Below are 22,115 nucleotides of genomic sequence, written 5' to 3' on the forward strand. Positions count from 1 at the left end.
TCATTCGCTCTCTGTGTGAGGTTGAGCCGGAGGGCCCTGGGGACGCTGTCTGTCGATTCGGGCCCCCACGATCGTCGCATATGCCCACATGCCGCCGAAAATCAGCGCCACGAGGGCGATCGCCGGCACGAGGACGCTCGAGGCGAGCACCAGGCACTGCAGCACCCATCCCGCCGCGATGGCACCTGGCCGGGAGATGGCGCCGGCCACGCCGATCATCACGACTGCGAGCACCGCACCGCCGACGATGGCCCACCACGAGGGGATGCTCTCGGGCAGGACCCGCAGGCCGTAGACGGTGAGACCAGCCAGGAACACGACGATCGACTCGAAGCCGAGCACGATCGCGCCCAGCTTCTGGGTGAGGGTCCGTACCGGTCTGGTCGTCGGTCGCACGCGGCGCGCGCTCACGACCGCCATCCGCTCTTCCAGTCCTCATCCTCGGCGAGAAGCAGCGCCTCACCGGCGAGCACGACCGACCCCGCGATCACGACCGCGCGACGATCGGATGCCGACGCCCATTCGCGTGCGGCATCCGCCGCCTCGGCGAGACTCGGGTGCACGCTGGCGCGGCGCCCGCGTGCCTCGACCAGATCGGCCAGCCCGTCGGCGTCGGCCGCCCTGTCGCTCTCGGGGGCGGTGGTGAACACCTCGGCGACCGCCGGCAGGAGCCGCTCGAGGATGCCGTCCGCGTCCTTGTCGCCGAGCACGCCAACCACGAGCCCCCACTCGTCGAAGTCGAAGCTGTCGTCGAGTGACTGCGCGAGTGCTGCGGCGCCGTGCGGGTTGTGCGCGGCATCCACGACGACCGTCGGGGCGATGCCGACCAGCTGCAGCCGTCCGGGCGAGGTCGCGTCCTGCAGGCCGTCCGTGAGGATGTCCCCCGCGATCGCCTGGGTCGCCCCTCCGATCAGGGACTCGACCGCGGCGATGGCGAGTGCGGCGTTGTGCCCCTGGTGCGCACCGTACAGCGGCAGGTACTCGTCGGCGTACTCGCCGGCGAGGCCACGCACCGAGATCAGCTGTCCGCCGACCGCGAGCTTCTGCGCGGACAGGCCGAACTGCTCACCCTCGAAAGCGATGGAGGCGTCCTTCTCGGCCGCGACGCGGCGAAGCACCTCTGCGGCCTCGGCCGGCTGCTGAGCCGAGACGACGGCCGCGCCGTCCTTGATGATGCCGGCCTTGACCTCGGCGATCGCGGCGATGGTGTCGCCCAGCCGATCGGCGTGATCGAGGTCGATCGGGGCGAAGACGGCCACGTCGCCGTCGGCGGTGTTCGTCGAGTCCCATGACCCGCCCATGCCCACCTCGAGCACCAGCACATCGACCGGAGCGTCGGAGGCCGCGACGAAGGCGAGCACCGTGAGCAGCTCGAAGAAGGTCAGCGGCTCGTCCCCCGCCGCCTCCAGCTCGGCGTCGACGATGTCGGCGAAGGGCTCGATCTCCTCCCAGGCGTCCGCGACCGCGGCATCCGCGACGGGTTCGCCGTCGATCATGATCCGCTCGGTGAACCTCTTGAGGTGAGGGCTCGTGAACAGCCCTGTGCGCAGGCCGTGCGCGCGCAGCAGGCTCTCGATGATCCGCGCCGTGGAGGTCTTGCCGTTCGTGCCGGTGATGTGCACCACCCGGTAGGTGCGCTGCGGATCGTCCAGCAGGGTGAGGATGCGCGCGACCCGCTCCTTGCGCGGCTGGACCCAGCGCTCCCCCGCCCTTCTCAGCAGCTTCTCGTAGACCAGGTCAGCGCGTTCGCGATCAGACATTCGCCGCTCCCTCGATGTTCGCGTCGATCGTTACGATGATGGGCGCCTTGTCCGAGCCGATGGCCGTCGCGGCGGTGCGGAACACGCCGTCGCCCGGGCTGACGACACTCGTCACGAGCCGGTCCATCTCCTCGGTGGGCTGAACGGCGTACCCGACCGCCAGTGTCTCACCCGCGATCAGCTCCGCGTGCGCGCGGAGCGCATCGACATGCTCCGGCGACACGTTGAGCGCCAGCACGATGCGGTCGCTCACGTCGAGCCCGGCGTTTTTGCGGGCTTCCTGCACGACACGGATGGCATCGCGTGCCATCCCCTCCGCCTCGAGCTCGGGGGTCGTCTTCGTGTCGAGCAGCATGAAGCCGCCCGTCGGCACCAGGGCGAGCGCCTCGCCCTCCGGACGCCCGGAGGTCTCGAGCACCAGCTCGTACTCGCTGGGTTCGAGCACGACGCCATCGGCGGTCACGACGCCGTTCTCCTCGGTCCAGAACCCCTCTTTGGCGGCGCGGATGACCTTCTGCACCTCCTTGCCGAGACGGGGGCCGGCCGCGCGGGCGTTGACGCTGAGGCGGTGGCTGATGCCGTAGTCGATCGCGGTGTTCTCGTCGAGCTGCACGAGCTCGACGTCCTTGACGTTCAGCTCCTCTCGCAGGATCCCCTCGAACTGTGCCAGCTCGCCCGCAAGGGGCGATACGACGGTGAGCCGCTTCAGCGGCAGCCGCACCCGAAGCTTCTCCTTCTTGCGCAGCGCGTTGCCGACGCTCGAGAGCTCGCGCACGGCATCCATCGCATCGCGCACGTCGCCGGCAGCGGGGAACGCGGCCTGGTCCGGCCAATCCTGCAGGTGCACACTGCGTCCGCCGGTGAGGCCCTGCCAGATGCGCTCACTCACGAGCGGCACGAGCGGAGCCGCGACGCGCGTGACCGTCTCGAGCACGGTGTAGAGCGTGTCGAAGGCCTCGCGGCTCTTCGGGTCGTCGGTGACGCCGGTCCAGAACCGATCCCGCGAACGACGGATGTACCAATTGGTGAGCACTTCGGCGAAGTCGCGCAGGCGCGACGCTGCCGTCGTGGAGTCGAGCCCCTCGAGGTCGGCGCGAACCTCGCGCACGAGATCGCCGAGACGGGCCAGGATGTAACGGTCGAGCACGTCGGTGGAATCCGTGCGCCATTCGGCTTCGTAGCCCCCTTCGGATGCGTTCGCATACGTGGCGAAGAAGTACCACGAGTTCCACAGCGGCAGGAGGAACTCACGCACCCCGGCGCGGATGCCCTCCTCGGTGACGGCGAGGTTGCCACCTCGCAGCACCGAGCTCGACATCAGGAACCAGCGCATCGCGTCGGAGCCGTCGCGATCGAGCACCTCGGAGACGTCCGGGTAGTTGCGCAGCGATTTCGACATCTTGTACCCGTCGCTGCCGAGCACGATCCCGTGACAGCTGACGCCGGTGAACGCCGGGCGGTCGAACAGCGCGGTCGAGAGCACGTGCATCACGTAGAACCAGCCGCGGGTCTGACCGATGTACTCCACGATGAAGTCCGCAGGCGCGTGCGTGTCGAACCACTCCTGATTCTCGAACGGGTAGTGCACCTGCGCGTAGGGCATCGAACCCGAGTCGAACCACACGTCGAAGACGTCCTCGATGCGACGCATCGTGCTCTTGCCGGTGGGATCGTCGGGGTTCGGGCGGGTCAGGTCATCGATGTAGGGGCGATGCAGGTCGACCTCGCCCTCCGGGTTGCGCGGCAGCGTGCCGAAATCGCGCTCCAGCTCCTCGAGGGATCCGTACGCGTCGACGCGCGGATACTCGGGGTCGTCGCTCTTCCAGATCGGGATCGGCGAGCCCCAATAGCGGTTGCGGCTGATCGACCAGTCGCGCGCGCCTTCGAGCCACTTGCCGAACTGGCCGTGCTTGACGTTCTCCGGCACCCAGGTGATCTGCTCGTTGTTCGCGAGCATCCGGTCCTTGATGTCCGTCACGCGGATGAACCAGCTCGACACCGCCTTGTAGATCAGCGGGTTCCGGCACCGCCAGCAGTGCGGGTACGAGTGCACGTAGCTCTGTTCGCGCAGCATCCGCCCCGCAGACCGCAGGAGGCGGATGAGCGGCGTGTTCGCCTCCATCCAGAGCTGACCGGCGACATCGGTGACGTGCGGGAGGAAGCGTCCGCCATCGTCGAGCGAGATGATCGTGGGGATACCGGCGGCGTTGGTGATGCGCTGGTCGTCCTCGCCGTATGCCGGCGCCTGGTGCACGATGCCGGTACCGTCGGTGGTGGTGACGTAGTCGTCGACGAGGATGCGCCAGGCACTCCCCGTGCCCCAGGTCTCCGCGTCGGCGTAGTAATCGAACAGCCGGTCGTAGGCGACGTCTTCGAGCTCCTTGCCCACGACGGTCCTCTCGACGGCGGCGAGCGCCTCGTCGGCCGACTCGTAGCCCAGGTCCTTCGCGTAGCCGCCGAGCAGGTCGCGCGCCAGCAGGTAGCGATGTGAGTCGCTCTCGGCGGGGTCGTCGCCCTGCTTGATGTCGGCGGCGCCGTTCGGGCCGGCCGGAAGCACGACGTAGTCGATATCCGGGCCCACGACGAGTGCCATGTTGGTCGGCAGGGTCCACGGGGTCGTCGTCCAGGCGAGAGCGCGCACGGCGGTGAGGCCGAGCGCCTCGGCCTTCGCCCCCGCCAGCGGGAAGGTGACCGTGACCGACGGGTCCTGGCGGTCCTGGTAGACGTCGTCGTCCATGCGCAGCTCATGCGCCGACAGCGGTGTCTCATCGCGCCAGCAGTAGGGCAGCACGCGGTAGCCCTCGTACGCGAGACCCTTGTCGTAGAGGGTCTTGAACGCCCACAGCACGCTCTCCATGTAGCCGAGGTCGAGGGTCTTGTAGCCGCGCTCGAAGTCGACCCAGCGCGCTTGGCGAGTGACGTAGTCCTGCCATTCGCGCGTGTACGCGAGCACCGAGTCGCGGGCTTTGGCATTGAAGACGTCGATGCCCATGGCTTCGATCTCGCTCTTCTCGGTGATCCCGAGCTGCTTCATCGCCTCGAGCTCGGCGGGCAGGCCGTGGGTGTCCCAGCCGAACACCCGGTCGACCTTCTTGCCGAGCATGGTCTGGAAGCGCGGGAAGACGTCCTTGGCGTACCCGGTGAGCAGGTGGCCGTAGTGCGGCAGTCCGTTGGCGAACGGAGGACCGTCGTAGAAGACCCACTCGTCCGCGCCCTCGCGCTGCGCGATGGAATCCCGGAAGGTGTCGTCCGCCTTCCAGAAGTCGAGCACTTCACGCTCGATGTCGGGGAAGCGCGGGCTCGGAACGACGGAGTCGGCGGCGGGGCCGAAGGAGGAGCGCGGGTAGGTCATCGTCTCTCGCAGTGATCGTGGTGGCGGATGCTGCTCGCGAGGACGATCGTTTGACCGCGGTACCACCCCGCTTGCGGCACCTCACGGCGACGCCACTCTCACTGCGGCGATGACGGGCCTGCCCCGCTCGGTTCTAGTGGGCCCGGGGGCCGTTCTTCCGAGAGCTCCCCGGTGATGGCCGGATCAAAGCTGGTGGGGTCATTCTACGCCCTGTGGCGAGGATGCGGAGCGCAGCAGCGCGGCGAGATCGGCCAGCGCCCGCTGGCCGGTGAGTTCGCCCGCGATCAGCGGGATCTCGGCGATGACTGCATCCGGCATCCTTCGGCGAAGTCCCGCGAGCTGTCGGTCCTCGACCGTTCGTCTCGCGCGAAGCAGCGCTCCGGCGTCATCCGGGGAGCGGCGGTTCGCGATCAGCGCCGCGACGTTCACGCGCATCTCGTCGAGGGATTCGACCACCTCGAGCGTCTCGGCCACCGGCAGTGCCTCTGCGGTGAACACGACCACGAACCCCGTTCGCTCGCGATCGGTGATATCCCGCTGCAGCGCGTCGAACCGCTCGCGTCGACGATGAAGCGTCTGTCGCAGCTCGCTCTCCGCCGAGGTCTGCGGTGCGGAGCGCCCGGCGAGGCCGCGCATGGCGGCTGAGAACCGCTCGGATCGATCGCGATTGCGCAGCAGGGTGTCCGTCCAGCCCGCCAGCTGCCCTGGAAGCGCGAGCAGGCGCAGCGTGTGACCGGACGGCGCGGTGTCGAAAACGACGAGGTCGTAGTCCCGCTGTCCGCGTTCAGCCGCCTCGGCGATGCGCTCGAGCACCGCGGACTCGTGGCTGCCTGGAGCGTGCCGCGCACGTTCCAGATGTGCGCGCACCTGGGCGTGCTGCTGCTCCGGCAGCATGCGCGTCATCGTGCGCTCGACCGCCGCCAGGTGCCGATCGATCGTGGCGTGCGGATCGATCTCGACCCCGTCGACGAGCCCGCCTTCGGCGGTATCCGCGAGCCGGATCGGGTCGTCGCCGACCCTGCGCTGCCAGAGGTGGCCGAGATTGTGCGCCGGATCTGTCGAGACCACGAGCACCCGCCCACCCTCCTGCGCGCGCGCCAGCGCGAGTGCGGACGACAGTGAGGTCTTGCCGACTCCCCCTTTGCCTCCAACGAAGAGGATGCGGCGGTGCAGCACGTTCAGCAGCATGCGACGTGGTCCAGCGGCGACCGCGGCATGCCCATGCGGCGATGCCACGCATGGAAGTCCTGCGCCAACATCGGCAGCAGCTCCGCGCTGTAGTACGCGGCGGTGTCGGGCACGCCGAGCGCCTCACCGAGCACGACGAGTGTGAACAGGTCGTCCTCGTCCCGCCGCTCGCGCGCCAGAGTCTGCCGGTAAGGGCCGGCGTAGTACTCGGCCAATCCGCGCCGGAAGGCGGCCCAGCCCTCGATGAGACGCCGGGCCGCCTTGTGGTCCGTCACCGATCAGACCTCCTCACGTACCGCTTGCCGCTTCGTGTCCTCGTCCTCCGCCTCCGGCGGTTCCGTCGCAGCCCTGCGCATGGCGATGACCGCCTCGATGGCCACCCAGATGCTGGAGACGATGATTACCACGTCGAGCACGAACAGCAGCCAGTCGGGCTGTGCCGGATCGGCGAAAGACGACAGCTGCTCGATCGCGGCCCAGAAGGACATCACGAAGACGAAGGCCAGCGGGAGGAGCGCCGGCAGCGGATTGCGGCGCTTGCGGATGAGCATCACGGCGATGATCGACAGCGTGAGCGATGCCATCAGCTGGTTGGTCGTGCCGAACAGCGGCCAGATCCGCAGGCCTCCGTCGCCGCCCAGGCCCTGCGAGAAGGTCAGCCCGAGCCCCACCACGACGACGATCAGCGTCGCCGGGATCTTTGTGATGCGCAGACGCATCGACTCGCCGATCTCCTGCACGACGAAGCGCAGCAGCCGCATCCCGGTGTCCATCGTGGTGGCGGCGAACAGCACGGCCATGGTGGCGAGCACGGTGGCGCTGAGCGAGGCGGGAAGCCCGATGCCGTTCTGCATGAGCGCGCCGCCGCCCTCGACGAAAGCCGCCACGCCGCCGGCGCCGAACGCGCTGTACACTTCGTCCCACTCCGCCGCGGTGCGGAACCCGCCGATCACGGCGAGAATCGTGCCGAGCGAGAGCAGGCCTTCGCCGACGGCCCCGAAGTAGCCGACGAAGCGAGCGTCGGTCTCCTTGTCGAGCTGCTTCGAGCTCGTACCGGATGACACCATCCCGTGGAAGCCCGATATGGCTCCGCACGCGATGGTCACGAACAGCAGCGGCAACAGGCTCGGGGTGCCCTCGGGCACGGCGGTGTTGATCATCGGGGCGACGATCTCTGGCTTCTGACCGGCGAAGATCGCGCCGATGAGCACGGCGCCGTACAGCAGTCCGAGGCCGACGAAAAGCTGAACGCCGTTGATGTAGTCGCGCGGCTGCAGCAGCACCCACACGGGCAGCAGCGAGGCGATCGCCCCGTAGACGAACAACGCGACGATCCAGAACGTCGCCGGGGTCATCCCGAGGAAGCTCTCGGGCAGCACGACCGGCATCTGATCACCGAGCACGATCAGGCCGTACAGCGTGACGACGCCGACGATGGTGACGGGAAGCAGCGGCCAGCGCAGCCGGTACACCGCGACACCGACGAGCAGGGCCACGACGATGGCGCCCCATGTCGGAATGACCGCGGTCGGAGTGCTGATCAGCAGGTTCTTGATGACCACCGCGAAGGCCGCGATCACCATCAGCAGCAGCAGGAAGATCACGACGAGGAACAGATTCGCGCCGCGCTTGCCGATGTAGCGCGCCGAGAGCGCGCCGATGGAGCGTCCCTTGTTGCGCGCCGAGGCCCACAGTGCGCCGAAGTCGTGCATGCCGGCGAAGAACACGGTGCCGAGCGTGACCCAGAGGAAGGCGGGCAGCCAGCCCCAGATGATCGCGATCGCCGGCCCCACGATCGGCGCGGCGCCTGCTACCGAGGTGAAGTGATGTCCCCACAGGATGAACTTGTTCGTCGGCACGTAATCGACGCCGTCGTTGAGCTCATGCGCCGGGGTCTTGAACGCCGGGTCGAGACGGAAGATCCGGCGTGAAAGGAACTTGGAGTAGACGAGATAGCCGAACGCGAAGAGCGCGAGGCCTATGAGCATCAGGAGTACGGAACTCATGGTGGGAATCCTCTCTCGTGGCGACCGCATCGTCGCCACTCGCGCATCACCCTAGCAAAGGCTGGGAGAATGCTGTGGATCCCTCGCGGTGGTAGCCGTACAGGTCGTCCTGGATTCCGTTGATCCACGCATCCGGATCGGTGACCCGGATGGTGCGCGCGTAGGCCTCATCCACGACGGAAGCCGCGAAGCTCGCGTCGACCAGCCGGGCGGCGAGCGCATCTAGGTCTCCCCTGGCGAGGAAGCCGAGCCCGATCGACGGCTCGAGGGCGGCGTGCACGCCGACGCAGCCGCCCCCGTCCGCGTGCATCTCCACCCATCCCCCGCGGTCGGCGACGATGTCCGCACGCAGACCGAGCGCCTCGAGGATGCCGCGGGCCTCCGCCACGTCCTCTTGGAACCAGATGGGCTGCATGAGCAGGTCTCCCGACGTGGCCTTGGCGCCGGCGGAAACGGTGACCTGCACACCGGAGGCGGCGCGCACGGTGAGCACCTCCCCTACCCCCTCCATCACGGAACGGACGACGTCGCGCCCCGCGACGGCCCGCTCGGCGGCCTCCAGATCATCCACCAGCAGGTGCAGATCCGCCGTGCCATCGGCGTGGTCGTCGATCTCGCGGTGCACGGCGAGCACACCGCCGCCGTCGAACTCGGCCCAGTCCGCTGCCGGCGGGAACGGCGCGACAAGTCCGAGTGCGGTGGCCAGCGCATGCCAGCGCTCGGGGTGTCGTGCGTACACGATCTGCTGCACCGTGATCATGATCCGTCCCTCTCCAGATACCCGCGCAACGCCCGCTCGACGAGCGCTGACAGGCTGGAGCCCTCGTCGATGGCGCGATGCTTCACGGCGCGCACGACGTCGGGCGGCAGATAGACGTTGAACTGCACCTTCTGCGCGCTAGGCCGCGGCTTGCTCGATTGCATGCTAGCAATTTAGCCTTCGAAATCCGACGGCGCAAGAGGATACGGCGGCGTCGGAGCCCTCACCTAGAGTCGCTGTCATGCCCCGTCGCACGGACGAACTCCGCCCTCCCGTCATCTCGGCCCCCGACCTGCCGCCGCACCTCGAGAAGGCGGCGGCCCATCGCGGCGCCGACGTTCACGGCTGCCTCTTCGAGCTGGACGGCGACACCGACCTGGCACATGGGTCGCTGGAGGGATGCGCCATCACCGGCACGGCTGACAGCCTCGATCTGCGCGGAGCGACGCTCATGGACGTCGAGCTGCGAGATATGCGGGTCGCAGATCTGTCTGCGCGTGACGCCAACCTGCGCCGGGTGCGCCTCGTAGGCGGCCGGATCGGCACTCTCGACCTGAACGACACGCGCATCGATGAGCTGGAACTGCGCGGCGTGCGCATCGACTATCTGAGCCTCGCCGGTGTCAAGGCCGTCGATGCCATCGTCGACGCCTGCCACATGACCGCGCTCGACATGCCCGCCGCCACGCTCACCCGCGTCGCCTTCAGAGCCTGCCGCGCCGACGAGGTGGACACCCGCGGCATGCGTGCCGAGCATGTCGACCTGCGCGGGCTGGATGCGCTGTCGTTCCTCGATGTCGCGTCCCTGCGCGGCACGACGATGACCCCACGCCAGATCGAACTGCTGGCCCCGGTGTTCGCCACCGCCGCCGGGATCAGTCTGCGCGACTGAAGTCGCGACCGAGCGAGCGATCGCGCCTCGCCCGGCGGCCTCAGCCGCCGGCGGCGAGCAGCTCGCGGGTGAAGGGATGCTGCGGCGCGGCGAACACGTCACGCACCGGCCCCTGCTCCACGATGACGCCGTGCTGCATGACCAGCACGTCGTCGCAGACGGCCGCGACGACGCCCAGGTCGTGCGAGACGAAGACCATCGTCAGCTCGCGCTCCTGCTGCAGACGAGCGAGCAGCTGCAGCACCCGCTCGCGCACGGTCGGATCCAGAGCCGAGACCGGCTCATCGAGCACCAGCACCTCGGGGTCGGCGGCGAGCGCTCTGGCTATCGACGCGCGCTGCCGCTGGCCTCCGGAGAGCTCGCGCGGCCGGCGACGCGAGAGCTCCGGGTCGAGTCCGACCTCGTTCAGCAGCTCTGAGATGCGACGCGTCCGATGCCTGCGCAAGACTCCAGCCGCCTCCAGCGCCTCCGATAGGGAGCGGCCGATCGTCCACCGCGGATCGAAGGCTCCCAGCGGGTTCTGGTGAACGAGCTGCACCCGTTGGGGCGATGACCATTCCAGCCGCCCTGAATCCGGATGCTGCACGCCGACGAGCATCCGAGCCAGTGTGGTCTTGCCAGAACCGGACTCTCCGACGATCCCCAGCGTGCGCCCGGCGGTCAGGGTGAACGACGCGCCGTCCACGGCCGGACGGTCGAACGACTTCGTCACGGCGTGCGCGACGAGGAGCGTCGACCCCGCACCGCGGCGAACGGCCCGTGGCTGCGGGATGCTGGCCGCCAGCAACGCCCTGGTGTACTCGTCCCGCGGGGCGCGCATCAGCTCGGCCGTCTCGCCGCGTTCGACGATCCGCCCGTCGCGCATCACCAGCACGCGGTCGGCCACCCGACGCACCGCCGCGAGGTCGTGGCTGATGAACACCACTGCGGTGCCGCGATCAGCGATGCCGCGCAGCAGCGCGAGAATGCGTGCCTGCACCGTCGCGTCCAGGGCCGTCGTCGCCTCGTCGGCCACCAGCACCGCAGGGTCGCCCGCGAGAGCGGACGCGATCAGCGCCCGCTGCCTCATCCCTCCGGAGAGCTCGTGCGGCCTGTCGCGCGCCCGGCGTGCCGGCTCGGGCATCGCGACGGATGCGAGCAGATCGATCACGCGCGTCTCTCTGTCGCTCGCGTGCAGACCGTGGATCTCCATGGGCTCGGCGATCTCCCGGCCGATCCGGCGCAGGGGGTCCAGCGCCGCGAGAGCGTCCTGAGCGACCAATGCGATCGAGCGGCCGCGCAGCATCCTCCAGCCGGCATCGTCGAGCCCCGCGGCATCCGTGCCGTCGATATCGAGACGGCCGCTCGCGGCCCTCGCTCCTTCCGGCAGCATGCCGAGCAGGGCGCGCGCGGTGAGCGATTTGCCCGCGCCGGATTCACCCACGATCGCGACGCACTCCCCCGGCGAGACCGTGAAGGACACGTCGTCGACGAGCGTGCGTGGGCCGGCGACGATGCGCAGCCCCTGAACGTCCAGAGCATTCACGAGCGACGCCCTTCGGCTCGTTCGCGCAGCGTGCGGCCGACGACGGTGGCGCTGATGACTGTCAGCGTTATCGCCATTCCGGGGAACACGGATATCCACCATGCCTGGCCGAGCACATTGCGACCTCCGGCGAGCATCAGCCCCCACTCCGGCGAGGGCTCGGCGGGTCCGAGACCGAGGAAGCTCAGTCCCGCGGCGGCCAGGATGCTGGAGCCGACGCCGATCATCGCCAGCACGCTGAGCGAGCCGAGCACCCCGGGTACGACGTGTCGCGTGAAAGCGCGAAACGGGCTCACCCCGACGATGCGCGCCGCCTCGACATGTTCTGCGAGCCGCAGCGTGCGCGTGCGGGTGCGCGCCAGCCGGACGTAGACGGGCGCGGCGGCGATCGTGACGGCGATCGCGACGTTGGTGTGTCCAGGGCCGAGCAGCGCGACGACCACGAGCGCGACGAGGAACTCCGGGAACGCCAGCAGGATGTCGGTGACCCGCATCAGCACCGCGTCGACAGCACGCGGCGCTGCCCCGGATGCGGAGCCGACGACGAGACCTGCGATAAGCGCGAGGGAGGTGGCGAGCAGGCCGATTCCCACCGAGGAGCCCGCACCGTGCACGACCCGCGAGAACACGTCGCGGCCGCTCTGGTCGGTGCCGAACGGATGTTCCGCGTTGGGCGGCAGCAGCGCAGAGGCGACATCGGTCTGAATCGGATCGTGCTGCGCGAGCACTCCGGGGAACGCGGCGGCGAGTGCGATCGTCACGAGGAACGCACCCGCGACCCAGGCGCCGATGACGCGCGCCCTCATCGCCGTTCCTCCAGTGCGGGTGCCGGCAGCCGCAGGGGCGCGGAGCGCAGACGTGGATCGATCACGGGATGCAGCACCTCGACGACGGTGTTGACGGCGACGAAGACCACCGCGCTGAGCATGATCACACCGGTCACCACTGGCAGGTCACGGTCGGTGATCGCCGCCAGGGTGACGCTGCCGATGCCGGGCCGGGCGAAGACGGTCTCGACGAGCACCGCACCGCCCAGCAGCGACCCGACGAGGTAGGCGGTGAGAGTGAGGGCGCCGGCGGCGCCGTGCCGCAGCGTGTGATGCAGCGTGAGCCGCGTATGGTCGGCGCCGCGCGACCGCACGGTCTCTGCGAACGGCTGGCGCTCCGCCTCGTCGATCCCGTCGCGGAGCACCTGCCCGATCAGTGCCGAGACGGGCAGGGCGAGTGTGAGTGCGGGGAGCACGATGGTCGCCGGATTTCGCGATCCCGCGACGGGAAACCAGCCCAGTCCGAACGCGAACACGCTCAGCAGCACGAGTCCGATCCAGAACACCGGAGACGACAGCACGACCAGCTCGAGAGCCCCCACGATGGTCCTGGCAGCTCCCCGGCGCGCCAGCAGGGCTGCGGCGAGCGCGAGCACCAGGGCAATCACCAGCGCGAGCAGCGCGAGCTGCACGGTCGCGCCGAGCTGTCGTCCGATGACCTCGGTCACGGGCATGCGCAGCTGATACGACTCGCCCAGATCACCGCGCAGCAGCCGTCCGAGGAAGTCGAGGTATTGCTCGCCGGCCGGCCGGTCGAGCCCCAGCTCGGCGCGGATGCCGTCCTTCACTTCGTCACTCACCTGCGCCTGCGGGCCGAGCATCACCGAGACCGGGTCACCGGGGATGAGCCGGAACGAAACGAAGGCGAGCGTCGCCGCGCCCCACAGCACCACCACGACCGAAGCCAGCAGCCCTCCGCTACGGCGCAGGATGCGGAACACGGCGAGGCCTCTCGCCCGCGGACGGTTCACCGGTGCGGGTAGGTCAGCGTGTGACCGACACGTCGTAGAACAGGGGCCGCCCGTACAGGTCGTACGAGAGTCCGTCGACGCCGTCGTTCACCGCGGTGATCAGCGAGGGGACGTACAACGGCACGATCGCGACGTGCTCCGCGTTCCACTGCTGCAGCTCGATGTACACCTTCTCGCGAGCGGCCGGGTCGGTGGTGCTCAGTCCCTGCTGGAGCAGCGCGTCGACCTCGGGATCCTTCACCTGCGACGCGTTCTGGAAGCCTTCGCTGCCCAGGTGGCTGCGCAGCAGATCGGCGTCCACACCCGAGAAGCCCCAGTCGGTGATGTCGAAGGTCTTCGGACCGTACTGCTCGTTGTACGCGCCGGGCTCGAGCACCTCGCGTTCGATCTCGAAGCCCACCTTCTTCAGATCGGACTGGATGGCGTTGGCCAGCGCGGCGCGGTCGTCGGGGACGGGCGTCCAGGCGATCCAGCGCGCCGAGAGCCGTTTGCCGTCCTTCACGCGGATCCCGTCGGCGTCGCGCTCCGTCCAGCCTGCGTCGTCGAGCAGCTCGTTCGCACGGTCCGCGTCGAATGGCCAGCTGCCCTCCAGCGTCTCGTCATAGCCGGGAGTCGTTGAGCCCAGCACGCTCCAAGCCCGAGGGAATTGACCGAAGAAGATCTTCTCGACAGCCGTGTCGACGTCGATGGCCCGCTCGAACGCCTCCCGGACCTTCTGATCGGCGAACACGCCGTACGCCTCATTGAGGAACAGCGAGTAGGGCATTCCCGGGTATTCGATCGACTCGACGGTGAGCTGCTCGCCGAGGCCGGCCGCGATGTTCGGCGGAAGCTGGCTGGCGAGGTCGGCCTCACCCGACTCGACGACGCCGGCGCGCACGGACGCCTCGGGGAGGATCTGCACGCGCAGCGTCTCGAACCGGGGAGCCTTCTCGCCATGCGGGCCCCAGGCGTAGTCGTCGTTGCGGGTGTACACGATCTCCTGGTTGGGCGTGTACTCGGTCAGCTCGAACGGTCCGGTGCCCACGTTCACATCCGGGCCGCCCGCCTTGAGCCGGTCGCCGGATTCCGCGATCGCTTTCGGCGACCAGAAGCCCAGTTGCGCCGTGCTCGCGGCCTGAAGGAACGGCGCGTACGGGCCGGTGAAGTGCACGGCCACAGTGTGGTCGCCGAGGACCTCGGTGCTCTCGTACAGGTCGCCGCCCAGCATGCTGGCCGCCTGAGCGGAGGCAGTCGCCGGATCCATGATGCGATCGAAGTTCGCCTTCACCGCAGCCGCGTCGAAGGGCGTGCCGTCGGTGAAGGTGACGTCGTCGCGCAGTTCGAAGGTGTAGGTCATGCCGTCATCGGAGACCTTCCAGCTCTTCGCGAGCCACGGCGAGAACGTGCCGTCCGCCTCCTGGAACACCAGCGAGTCGAGCACCTGACGCTGCACCATCGCCGAGACGTCGAGTTGGCTGATCTGCGGGTCCATGTGTCCGGCCGACAGGTTTGCGCCCTCGATGGCCCAGATCAGCTCTGCATCCGGATCAGCACCGGCCGCCTCGGTGTCGGAGGAGGGGCCGGCACATGCGCTCAGGATGAGTGCGGATGCCGCGGCGAGGGCGGCCAGCGGAAGAAGGCGACGCACGGAAAGGGAAGGCATGAGCGACCTCGGGTGAGTGCGGATGGGTGACATTCCATACTACCTGCGATTCTTGGACGCAGTCGATCTAGCTGTTGCCGGGCAGGTCGTCGAACGAGTGCTGCCCGGACGAGGCGAGACACCTCCTCGCCCAGTAGACTTTCCCCACAACCCACACTCAGGCACGCTCACACAGTGCCGCACACATCGCTCAAGGAGACCCTCATGTCCGCGATCCCCGACAAGCCCGCCCTCGAAGGTCTCGAAGCGAAGTGGGGTGAGCGCTGGTCCGAGCAGGGCACGTTCCTCTTCGACCGCGCCGGCGCCGCGGCATCCGGACGCGAAGGCGTCTACTCGATCGACACTCCCCCGCCCACGGCATCCGGTAGCCTGCACATCGGTCACGTGTTCTCGTACACCCACACAGACATCAAGGCACGATTCGAGCGAATGCGCGGCAAGAAGGTGTTCTACCCGATGGGCTGGGACGACAACGGCCTGCCCACCGAGCGCCGCGTGCAGAACTACTACGGCGTGCGCTGCGATCCGTCGCTCCCGTACGACCCCGACTTCACCCCGCCGTTCGAGGGCGGAGACAACAAGTCGTCGCGCGCGGCCGACCAGGTGCCGATCAGCCGTCGCAACTTCATCGAACTGTGCGAGAAACTCACGGTCGAGGACGAGAAGCACTTCGAGGCGCTGTTCCGTCAGCTCGGGCTGAGCGTGGACTGGACGCAGACCTATCGCACGATCTCGGATGACACGATCCGGCAGAGCCAGCTCGCCTTCCTGCGCGGACTGGACCGTGGTGAGGCGTATCAGTCCCTCGCCCCCACGCTCTGGGACATCGACTTCCGTTCGGCCATCGCACAGGCCGAGCTCGAGGACCGCGAACAGCAGGCCGCCTTCCATCGCATCGCCTTCCACAAGAGCGACGGCTCAGGCGATATCCACATCGAGACCACTCGGCCCGAGCTGCTTCCGGCTTGCGTGGCCCTGGTCGCCCACCCCGATGACGAGCGCTATCAGCCGTACTTCGGCTCCACCGTGCGCACCCCCCTGTTCGGCGTCGAAGTGCCCGTGCTGGCACATCACCTCGCGCAGCCCGACAAGGGCTCGGGAATCGCCATGATCTGCACTTTCGGCGATGTCACCGACATCGTCTGGTGGCGCGAGCTGGACCTTCCCAACCGCACGATCCTCGGCATGGACGGGCGGGTGCTCGTCGACGCCCCGGAGGCGATCGAGTCCGACACCGGCAGGGCCGCCTACGCGGAGCTCGCGGGAAAGACCGTGTTCAGCGCGCGCAAGCGCATCGTGGAGCTGCTCGGCGACAGCGGCGAGCTCATCGAGGTGTCGAAGCCGTTCAGCCACGCCGTGAAGTTCTTCGAGAAGGGCGACCGTCCTCTCGAGATCGTGTCCACCCGCCAGTGGTACATCCGCAACGGCGCCCGCGACGAGCAGCTGCGCGACGATCTCCTCACCAACGGACGCGAGCTGGCGTGGCACCCCGACTTCATGCGCGTGCGCTACGAGAACTGGGTCGGCGGCCTGACCGGCGACTGGCTGGTCTCGCGCCAGCGCTTCTTCGGCGTGCCGATCCCGGTGTGGTACGCGCTCGACGAGAACGGCGAGCGGGACTACGACCGCGTACTGGTGCCCTCGCACGACAGGCTGCCGATCGATCCGACCACCGATGTGCCCGAGGGGTACACCGAGGAGCAGCGTGGAGTCCCCGGCGGGTTCGACGCCGAGAAGGACATCTTCGACACCTGGGCCACTTCCTCGCTCACCCCGCAGCTCGCCGGCGGATGGCAGCGGGATGAGGAGCTGTGGAACCTGGTCGCGCCGTTCGACCTGCGCCCGCAGGGTCAGGACATCATCCGCACCTGGCTGTTCTCGACCATGCTGCGCTCCACGCTGGAGGACCACCGCTCACCGTGGCGCAATGCCGCGATCTCCGGCTTCATCGTCGATCCCGATCGCAAGAAGATGTCCAAGTCGAAGGGCAACGTGGTCACGCCCGCCGACATCCTCGACAAGCACGGCTCCGACGCAGTGCGCTACTGGTCGGCATCCAGCCGCCTCGGAATGGATGCAGCGTTCGACCCCCAGAACCCGACGCAGGTGAAGATCGGACGCCGCCTGGCGATCAAGATCCTCAACGCGGCGAAGTTCGTGCTCTCGTTCCCCGTGCCCGAGGGCGCGCAGATCACTCATGCACTGGACGCCTCGATGCTGGCGACCCTCGACGGTGTGATCCGCGAGGCCACCGCAGCCTACGAGAACTACGATCAGGCCAAGGCGCTCGAGGTGACAGAGGCGTTCTTCTGGACGTTCTGCGACGACTACCTCGAATTGGTCAAGGAGCGAGCGTACGATCAGTCCGATGTCGGGCAGGCCTCCGCTGCCCTCGCGCTGCGACTGGCGCTGTCCACATTGCTTCGCCTTCTCGCCCCGATCGTGTCGTTCGCGACCGAGGAGGCGTGGTCATGGTTCGAAGCGGGCTCCATCCACACAGCCGCCTGGCCCGATCCGCTCGGCATCGAGGGCGATGTGGCCGTGCTGTCCGCGGCGAGTGATGCCCTGATCGGCATCCGCCGGGCGAAGACCGAGGCGAAGGCCTCGCAGAAGACGCCCGTGTCGAGTGCTACCATCGCCGCGCCGGCGACGAAGATCGAGGCGCTGAAGGCCGCGGCCGGCGACCTGAAGGCGGTGGGCCGGATCGCTGAGCTGCACTTCGCCGAGGCCGACGCGCTGGCTGTGACGCAGATCGAGCTGGCTCCGGTGGAGGCGTGATGCAGCTCGGGACTCGCTGGGCGACGGGTGCGGAGCCGCCGGCTTCCGTGCCCGCTGCCCTGCGCCCGGCCATCGCCGAGGTGGAGGCGGGTGGCCTTGTAGGCCATTGGACGCTGACCTGGCTGGAGGGCCGGCCCATCGCCGAGCTGGACGCCGGGTGGGAAGTGCTGCTCACCGCTTCCGGCGACGTCGTCGCCCGGCCCTTCCAGGACTGATCTCCGGCGCCCCTCCGGTGAACACCGCGCGTTCAGCGCGGACGCGAGCCGAGAGCCAGCAGTGCGGTGTCGAGGGCTTGCGGATCGTGTCTGCGGGTCTGCTGCTCCCGCAGCATATCGAGCGTGATCTCACGGCGCTCGGCTCGGGCGGCGATTCGGCGAGCGACGTAGTGCGAGATCGCGTCGGCGATGTGCTGCAGGCCGCGCTCGAGAGCGGTCGGGGCGGTGAGATGAAGCGTCGCACTGGTCATGATCACTCCTGATTCATCGTCCCGCGGCTGTTCGCCGCGGGGAGGTCGAAGATCTCCGCGCGCAGCGATACGCGTCGGGTGCCTGGCATGGATTCCTGTCCGCGGTAGCGCTCGATAGCGTTATCGACCACCGCGGTCAGCTCGTCCTTGAGTGCCTGCATCTGATCGGGCGTGAGATCGAACATGGTGGTCATCACCAGGCCTGCATCCCGCCACTCCTCGGGCTTCTCGGACTCGGGACGGCTGAGGTAGTCCATCAGCGTCTGGTGCCTGAGCCGGAAGAACTCGGACGTGACGATCTGCGCGGCGGCGCGGCTGGACGGTGTCATCTGCTCGTCGGGTCCGGGCAGGTTGATACGCCCCTTCGGGCGTTCCCACCAGCGCTCCCGTGCGGTGCCTCGCCCCTGCACTTCGCGGATGAGGTCGTGTGCGGCCAGCGCTCGCAGGTGGTAGCTGGTGGCGCCCGAGGTCTCTCCGATGAGCGTGGCGAGACTGCTCGCCGTCTGCGGACCGCGCTCGCTGAGCAGATCGTAGATCCTCACCCGCATCGGGTGCGCGAGTGCCTTCAGCGCGCTGGCATCGAGGGTGCGTCCCTGCTCGTTCTCCGTCATATATGCAAAGATACCTTTGCATTACTCTCTTTGCAAGCTTTTCTTTGCAAAGAGAGTAATGCTATTCGAGGCGCGGAGGTCGGCGCCCCCGCAGACGAGACGGGCGGCAGGCGCCGTCAGCTCACCGCAGCGCGTGCCGTCACGAACGCCGCCACACAGCGCTCGACCTGTTCAGCGGTGTGTGCGGCGGACAGCTGCACGCGGATGCGGGCCAGGCCTCTCGGGACCACGGGGAAGCTGAACGCCGTGACATACACGCCCTGCGCCTGCATCTCCTCGGCGATGCGCGCGGTCAGTGCCGCATCGCCGAACATGACGGGGACGATAGGATGCTCCCCCGGCAGCAGGTCGAAGCCCTCCGCCGTCATCCGCTCGCGGAACAGTGCGGCGTTCTCGCGCAGTCGGGCACGCAGATCCGCGGACCCTTCGACGAGGTCGAGGGCGGTCAGCGTCCCTGCGACGATCGCGGGCGCCAGGGTGTTCGAGAAGAGGTACGGGCGCGACCGCTGGCGCAGCAGAGCCACGATCTCCCGGTGCGAGGCAACGTATCCGCCGGATGCCCCGCCGAGGGCCTTGCCGAACGTGCCGGTGTAGATGTCGACGCGGTCGGCGACCCCGCACAGCTCAGGTGTGCCGCGGCCGTTCTCGCCGACGAATCCGACAGCGTGGGAATCGTCGACGAAGACGAGGGCGTCATAGCGCTCTGCGAGGTCGCAGATCGCCTCGAGCGGCGCGATGTAGCCGTCCATCGAGAAGACGCCGTCGGTCACGATGACGCGGAATCGCGCCTGGGATGCTGCCTGCAGCTGCTCCTCGAGGTCGGCCATGTCACGGTTGCGGTAGCGCAGCCGGCGAGCCTTGGACAGCCGGATCCCGTCGATGATCGAGGCGTGGTTCAGCTCGTCGGAGATGATCGCGTCCTCGGCCGAGAACAGCGTCTCGAAGACGCCGCCGTTCGCGTCGAAGCACGACGAGTACAGGATCGCGTCGTCGGTGCCGAGGAAGTCGGACAGCCGTCGCTCGAGTTCGAGGTGCTGCTCCTGGGTGCCGCAGATGAAGCGCACGCTCGCGAGCCCGTAGCCCCATTCGTCCAGGGCGCTGCGGGCCGCGTCCAGGATGCGGGGATCGTCGGCGAGACCGAGGTAGTTGTTCGCGCAGAAGTTCAGCACCTCGGCACCGTCGGCGATGATCTCGGCGCTCTGCGGGCCGCGGATGCCACGCTCGTGCTTGGTGAGTCCTGCCTCCTCGATCCCGGCGAGTTCAGCGGCCACGTGCGTTTTGAAGTCTCTGTACATCACAGCTCCGTCCAGTCGAGGATGATCTTGCCCGTGCCTGCCGACTCCGCGGCAGCGAAGCCCTGCTCCCACTCGCGCGCGGGGATGCAGTCGGCGATGACGCGGCTGATCGACTCACGAAGCGTGGCGCTGGTCTGCAGCATCGCGCCCATCGCGTTCCAGGTCTCGAACATCTCGCGTCCGTAGATGCCCTTGATCGTCAGCATGTGCGTGACCAGCTTGCCCCAGTCGATGTCGAAGCCGCTGCTGGGCAGCCCGAGCATCGCGATGCGGCCGCCGTGGTTCATGTTGTCGATCATCGAAGGAAGCGCCGACGGCGCACCACTCATCTCGAAGCCGATGTCGAACCCTTCGCGCATGCCGAGCGCGACCTGTGCGTCATGGATGTCCTGCTGCGACACGTCCACCACGCGGTCGGCACCCATGGCCCGCGCCATCTCCAGGCGGGGCGCGCTGATGTCGGTGGCCGTGATGAAGCGCGCCCCGGCGTGGCGGGCCACGGCGATCGCCATCAGCCCGATCGGTCCGCATCCGGTGACCAGCACGTCCTCACCGACGAGCCGGTAGGTGAGGGCGGTGTGCACGGCGTTGCCGAGTGGATCGAAGATGGCCCCGAGTTCGGGAGTGACGTCCGCGTGGTGCACCCACACGTTCGTCGCGGGGAGCGACAGGTACTCGGCGAACGCGCCGTCGCGCTGCAGCCCGAGCCCGATGGTGCGGATGCACATCTGCCTGCGTCCTGCACGGCAGTTGCGGCAGGTGCCGCAGACGATGTGCCCTTCGCCCGAGACGCGATCGCCGACGGCGATGTCGCGCACGAGATCGCCGACCTCGACGACCTCGCCGTAGAACTCGTGGCCGGGGATCAGCGGTGCCGCAACGGCTGACGCCGCCCAGTCGTCCCAGCGACGGATGTGCAGGTCCGTTCCGCAGATGCCGGTGCGCAGCACGCGTATGAGCACCTCATCGGCGCCGGCCTCAGGATCGGGCCTGTCGACCAGCTCGAGACCCGCTCCGGGTGCGGGTTTGAATAGCGCCTTCATGCTTCGATCTGATCGCATTCGACGGTGTAGAGCAACCACATGTTCCTGCAACATCCGTTAAGGACGCCTAATAAGATCGTCTGGTGGAACTTCATCAGCTGCAGATCCTCCGCGAGCTGGGTGCGTTGGGGAGCGTCACCGCGGTCGCGGAGACACTGCGTGTCACTCCTTCCGCTGTCTCGCAGCAGCTCGCCGCACTGCAAAGAGGATTCCGCACTCCTCTGACGCAGAAGCAGGGACGCGCACTCACCCTCACCGCCGCCGGCAGGGTGCTCGCGGCCGCCGGAGCCGAGGCGATCGATGCGATGGCCGCGGCGCGCAGCGCTCTCGATGAGTTCGAGCACGACGTCACCGGCGTCGTCACCGTGAGCGGCTTCCACAGCGCAGGGCAGGCGCTGTTCGGTCCGCTGCTGCGTGAGCTGAGAGCGGCTGGAACGGCCCCGAGCGTCCGGCTGACCGATGAGGACGTCGCGCAGACCGAGTTCCCTGCGCTCACCGCGCGTTACGACCTCGTGCTCGCGCACCGCATGGAGCATTCGGCCCCCTGGCCGACGCAGGGCGTGCGCAGCCTGACATTGGTCCAGGAGCCGCTGGACGTCGCTGTCGCGGCCTCGCATCCGCTCGCCGCCCGCCGGTCGCTCACGCCCGCGGATGTTGCGAGCGAGCGCTGGGTCACGAGTCGGATCGGCTACTCCCCCGACGACGTGCTCAGGGCTGTGGCGGCGATCGCGAACCGCTCCGTGCAGGTTCAGCATCGCATCAACGACTACGGGGCGGTGGCGGCCGTCGTCGCCGCCGGAGACGCGATCGGGATGCTGCCGCGGTACACCTCGCGCAGCGTGGACTACGACCGCGACATCGTGCGACTGCCACTCGAAGGCGTGAACACCCTGCGTTCGATCGATCTGCTCGGCAGGCCTGAGAATCTGCGCCGAAGCTCGGTCCGAATGGTCGTCGAGGCGCTGCAGCGGGTGATGGCGCGCCTGAGCGGATGAC

At 68.4% G+C, this 22,115-nt stretch carries 20 protein-coding genes; 4 read left to right on the forward strand and 16 right to left on the reverse strand.

Annotation, left to right across the window (positions count from 1 at the left end; all coding sequences use genetic code 11):
* The 8 genes from RIN43_RS09015 to RIN43_RS09050 all read right to left on the reverse strand — a co-directional run bounded on the left by RIN43_RS09015 (position 1) and on the right by RIN43_RS09050 (position 9,230).
* Positions 1–420 carry a DUF4233 domain-containing protein gene (locus RIN43_RS09015; protein ID WP_375163728.1) on the reverse strand — a complete coding sequence of 140 codons (420 nt, stop codon included), beginning with the start codon at positions 418–420 and terminating at the stop codon, positions 1–3.
* Entirely contained in the window at positions 408–1,760 is a 1,353-nt protein-coding gene (locus tag RIN43_RS09020) for a folylpolyglutamate synthase/dihydrofolate synthase family protein (RefSeq protein ID WP_309128572.1), read from the reverse strand. The genes RIN43_RS09015 and RIN43_RS09020 overlap by 13 nt, the downstream gene beginning before the upstream one ends.
* On the reverse strand, positions 1,753–5,112 hold the full coding sequence (gene ileS, locus RIN43_RS09025; RefSeq protein ID WP_309128573.1) for an isoleucine--tRNA ligase: 3,360 nt from the start codon (positions 5,110–5,112) through the stop codon (positions 1,753–1,755). The genes RIN43_RS09020 and ileS overlap by 8 nt, the downstream gene beginning before the upstream one ends.
* A 198-nt stretch (positions 5,113–5,310) precedes the next feature.
* Positions 5,311–6,300, reverse strand: coding sequence for an ArsA family ATPase (locus RIN43_RS09030; protein ID WP_309128574.1), 990 nt, complete (start codon positions 6,298–6,300; stop codon positions 5,311–5,313).
* The gene (locus RIN43_RS09035) at positions 6,291–6,575 is read right to left on the reverse strand and encodes a cory-CC-star protein (protein WP_309128575.1); all 285 of its coding nucleotides are present in this window, start codon (positions 6,573–6,575) and stop codon (positions 6,291–6,293) included. Before RIN43_RS09035 ends, RIN43_RS09030 begins: the two co-directional genes overlap by 10 nt.
* 3 nt (positions 6,576–6,578) lie before the next feature.
* Positions 6,579–8,306, reverse strand: coding sequence for a carbon starvation protein A (locus RIN43_RS09040; RefSeq protein WP_309128576.1), 1,728 nt, complete (start codon positions 8,304–8,306; stop codon positions 6,579–6,581).
* Positions 8,307–8,352: 46 nt separating this feature from the next.
* Complete coding sequence (locus RIN43_RS09045; RefSeq protein WP_309128577.1) at positions 8,353–9,066, reverse strand: hypothetical protein; 714 nt, start codon at positions 9,064–9,066, stop codon at positions 8,353–8,355.
* Complete coding sequence (locus RIN43_RS09050; RefSeq protein WP_309128578.1) at positions 9,063–9,230, reverse strand: CopG family transcriptional regulator; 168 nt, start codon at positions 9,228–9,230, stop codon at positions 9,063–9,065. Before RIN43_RS09050 ends, RIN43_RS09045 begins: the two co-directional genes overlap by 4 nt.
* 77 nt (positions 9,231–9,307) lie before the next feature.
* Here RIN43_RS09050 and RIN43_RS09055 point away from each other — a divergent pair, with 77 nt between their 5' ends.
* Positions 9,308–9,958, forward strand: coding sequence for a pentapeptide repeat-containing protein (locus RIN43_RS09055; RefSeq protein ID WP_309128579.1), 651 nt, complete (start codon positions 9,308–9,310; stop codon positions 9,956–9,958).
* A gap of 40 nt (positions 9,959–9,998) precedes the next feature.
* On the opposite strand, the gene RIN43_RS09060 is transcribed toward RIN43_RS09055, so the two are convergent.
* Genes RIN43_RS09060 through RIN43_RS09075 form a run of 4 tightly spaced genes read right to left on the reverse strand, consistent with a single transcriptional unit; the run spans position 9,999 to position 14,926 of the window.
* On the reverse strand, positions 9,999–11,483 hold the full coding sequence (locus RIN43_RS09060) for an ABC transporter ATP-binding protein (protein ID WP_309128580.1): 1,485 nt from the start codon (positions 11,481–11,483) through the stop codon (positions 9,999–10,001).
* A complete protein-coding gene (locus tag RIN43_RS09065; protein WP_309128581.1) occupies positions 11,480–12,289 on the reverse strand; it encodes an ABC transporter permease in 810 nt (269 codons plus the stop codon). The genes RIN43_RS09060 and RIN43_RS09065 overlap by 4 nt, the downstream gene beginning before the upstream one ends.
* Positions 12,286–13,251 (reverse strand): ABC transporter permease, encoded by a 966-nt coding sequence (locus RIN43_RS09070; RefSeq protein WP_309128582.1) that lies wholly within the window; start codon positions 13,249–13,251, stop codon positions 12,286–12,288. Before RIN43_RS09070 ends, RIN43_RS09065 begins: the two co-directional genes overlap by 4 nt.
* A gap of 43 nt (positions 13,252–13,294) precedes the next feature.
* Positions 13,295–14,926: an ABC transporter substrate-binding protein gene (locus RIN43_RS09075; RefSeq protein WP_309128583.1), complete on the reverse strand. Its 1,632-nt coding sequence runs from the start codon at positions 14,924–14,926 to the stop codon at positions 13,295–13,297.
* A gap of 204 nt (positions 14,927–15,130) precedes the next feature.
* Between RIN43_RS09075 and valS the strand changes: the two genes are divergently transcribed.
* Both valS and RIN43_RS09085 read left to right on the forward strand, forming a co-directional pair.
* A complete protein-coding gene (gene valS / locus RIN43_RS09080) occupies positions 15,131–17,704 on the forward strand; it encodes a valine--tRNA ligase (protein WP_309128584.1) in 2,574 nt (857 codons plus the stop codon).
* Positions 17,704–17,919, forward strand: coding sequence for a hypothetical protein (locus RIN43_RS09085; protein ID WP_309128585.1), 216 nt, complete (start codon positions 17,704–17,706; stop codon positions 17,917–17,919). Before valS ends, RIN43_RS09085 begins: the two co-directional genes overlap by 1 nt.
* A 32-nt stretch (positions 17,920–17,951) precedes the next feature.
* Here the strand turns inward: RIN43_RS09085 and RIN43_RS09090 are convergent, their stop codons facing one another.
* The 4 genes from RIN43_RS09090 to tdh form a co-directional block, all read right to left on the reverse strand.
* Complete coding sequence (locus tag RIN43_RS09090) at positions 17,952–18,170, reverse strand: hypothetical protein (RefSeq protein ID WP_309128586.1); 219 nt, start codon at positions 18,168–18,170, stop codon at positions 17,952–17,954.
* 2 nt (positions 18,171–18,172) lie between these two features.
* The gene (locus RIN43_RS09095) at positions 18,173–18,781 is read right to left on the reverse strand and encodes a helix-turn-helix domain-containing protein (RefSeq protein WP_309128587.1); all 609 of its coding nucleotides are present in this window, start codon (positions 18,779–18,781) and stop codon (positions 18,173–18,175) included.
* A gap of 116 nt (positions 18,782–18,897) precedes the next feature.
* Positions 18,898–20,076, reverse strand: a complete 1,179-nt coding sequence (locus RIN43_RS09100; RefSeq protein ID WP_309128588.1) for a glycine C-acetyltransferase — start codon at positions 20,074–20,076, stop codon at positions 18,898–18,900.
* Positions 20,076–21,119 (reverse strand): L-threonine 3-dehydrogenase, encoded by a 1,044-nt coding sequence (gene tdh, locus RIN43_RS09105; protein WP_309128589.1) that lies wholly within the window; start codon positions 21,117–21,119, stop codon positions 20,076–20,078. The genes RIN43_RS09100 and tdh overlap by 1 nt, the downstream gene beginning before the upstream one ends.
* An 83-nt stretch (positions 21,120–21,202) precedes the next feature.
* On the opposite strand from tdh, the gene RIN43_RS09110 reads away from it, so the two are divergent.
* Positions 21,203–22,114 carry a LysR family transcriptional regulator gene (locus tag RIN43_RS09110; RefSeq protein ID WP_309128590.1) on the forward strand — a complete coding sequence of 304 codons (912 nt, stop codon included), beginning with the start codon at positions 21,203–21,205 and terminating at the stop codon, positions 22,112–22,114.
* Position 22,115 lies beyond the last annotated feature (1 nt).

Origin of the sequence: Microbacterium sp. (assembly GCF_031178445.1) — a bacterium.
Classification (GTDB): Bacteria; Actinomycetota; Actinomycetes; order Actinomycetales; family Microbacteriaceae; genus Microbacterium.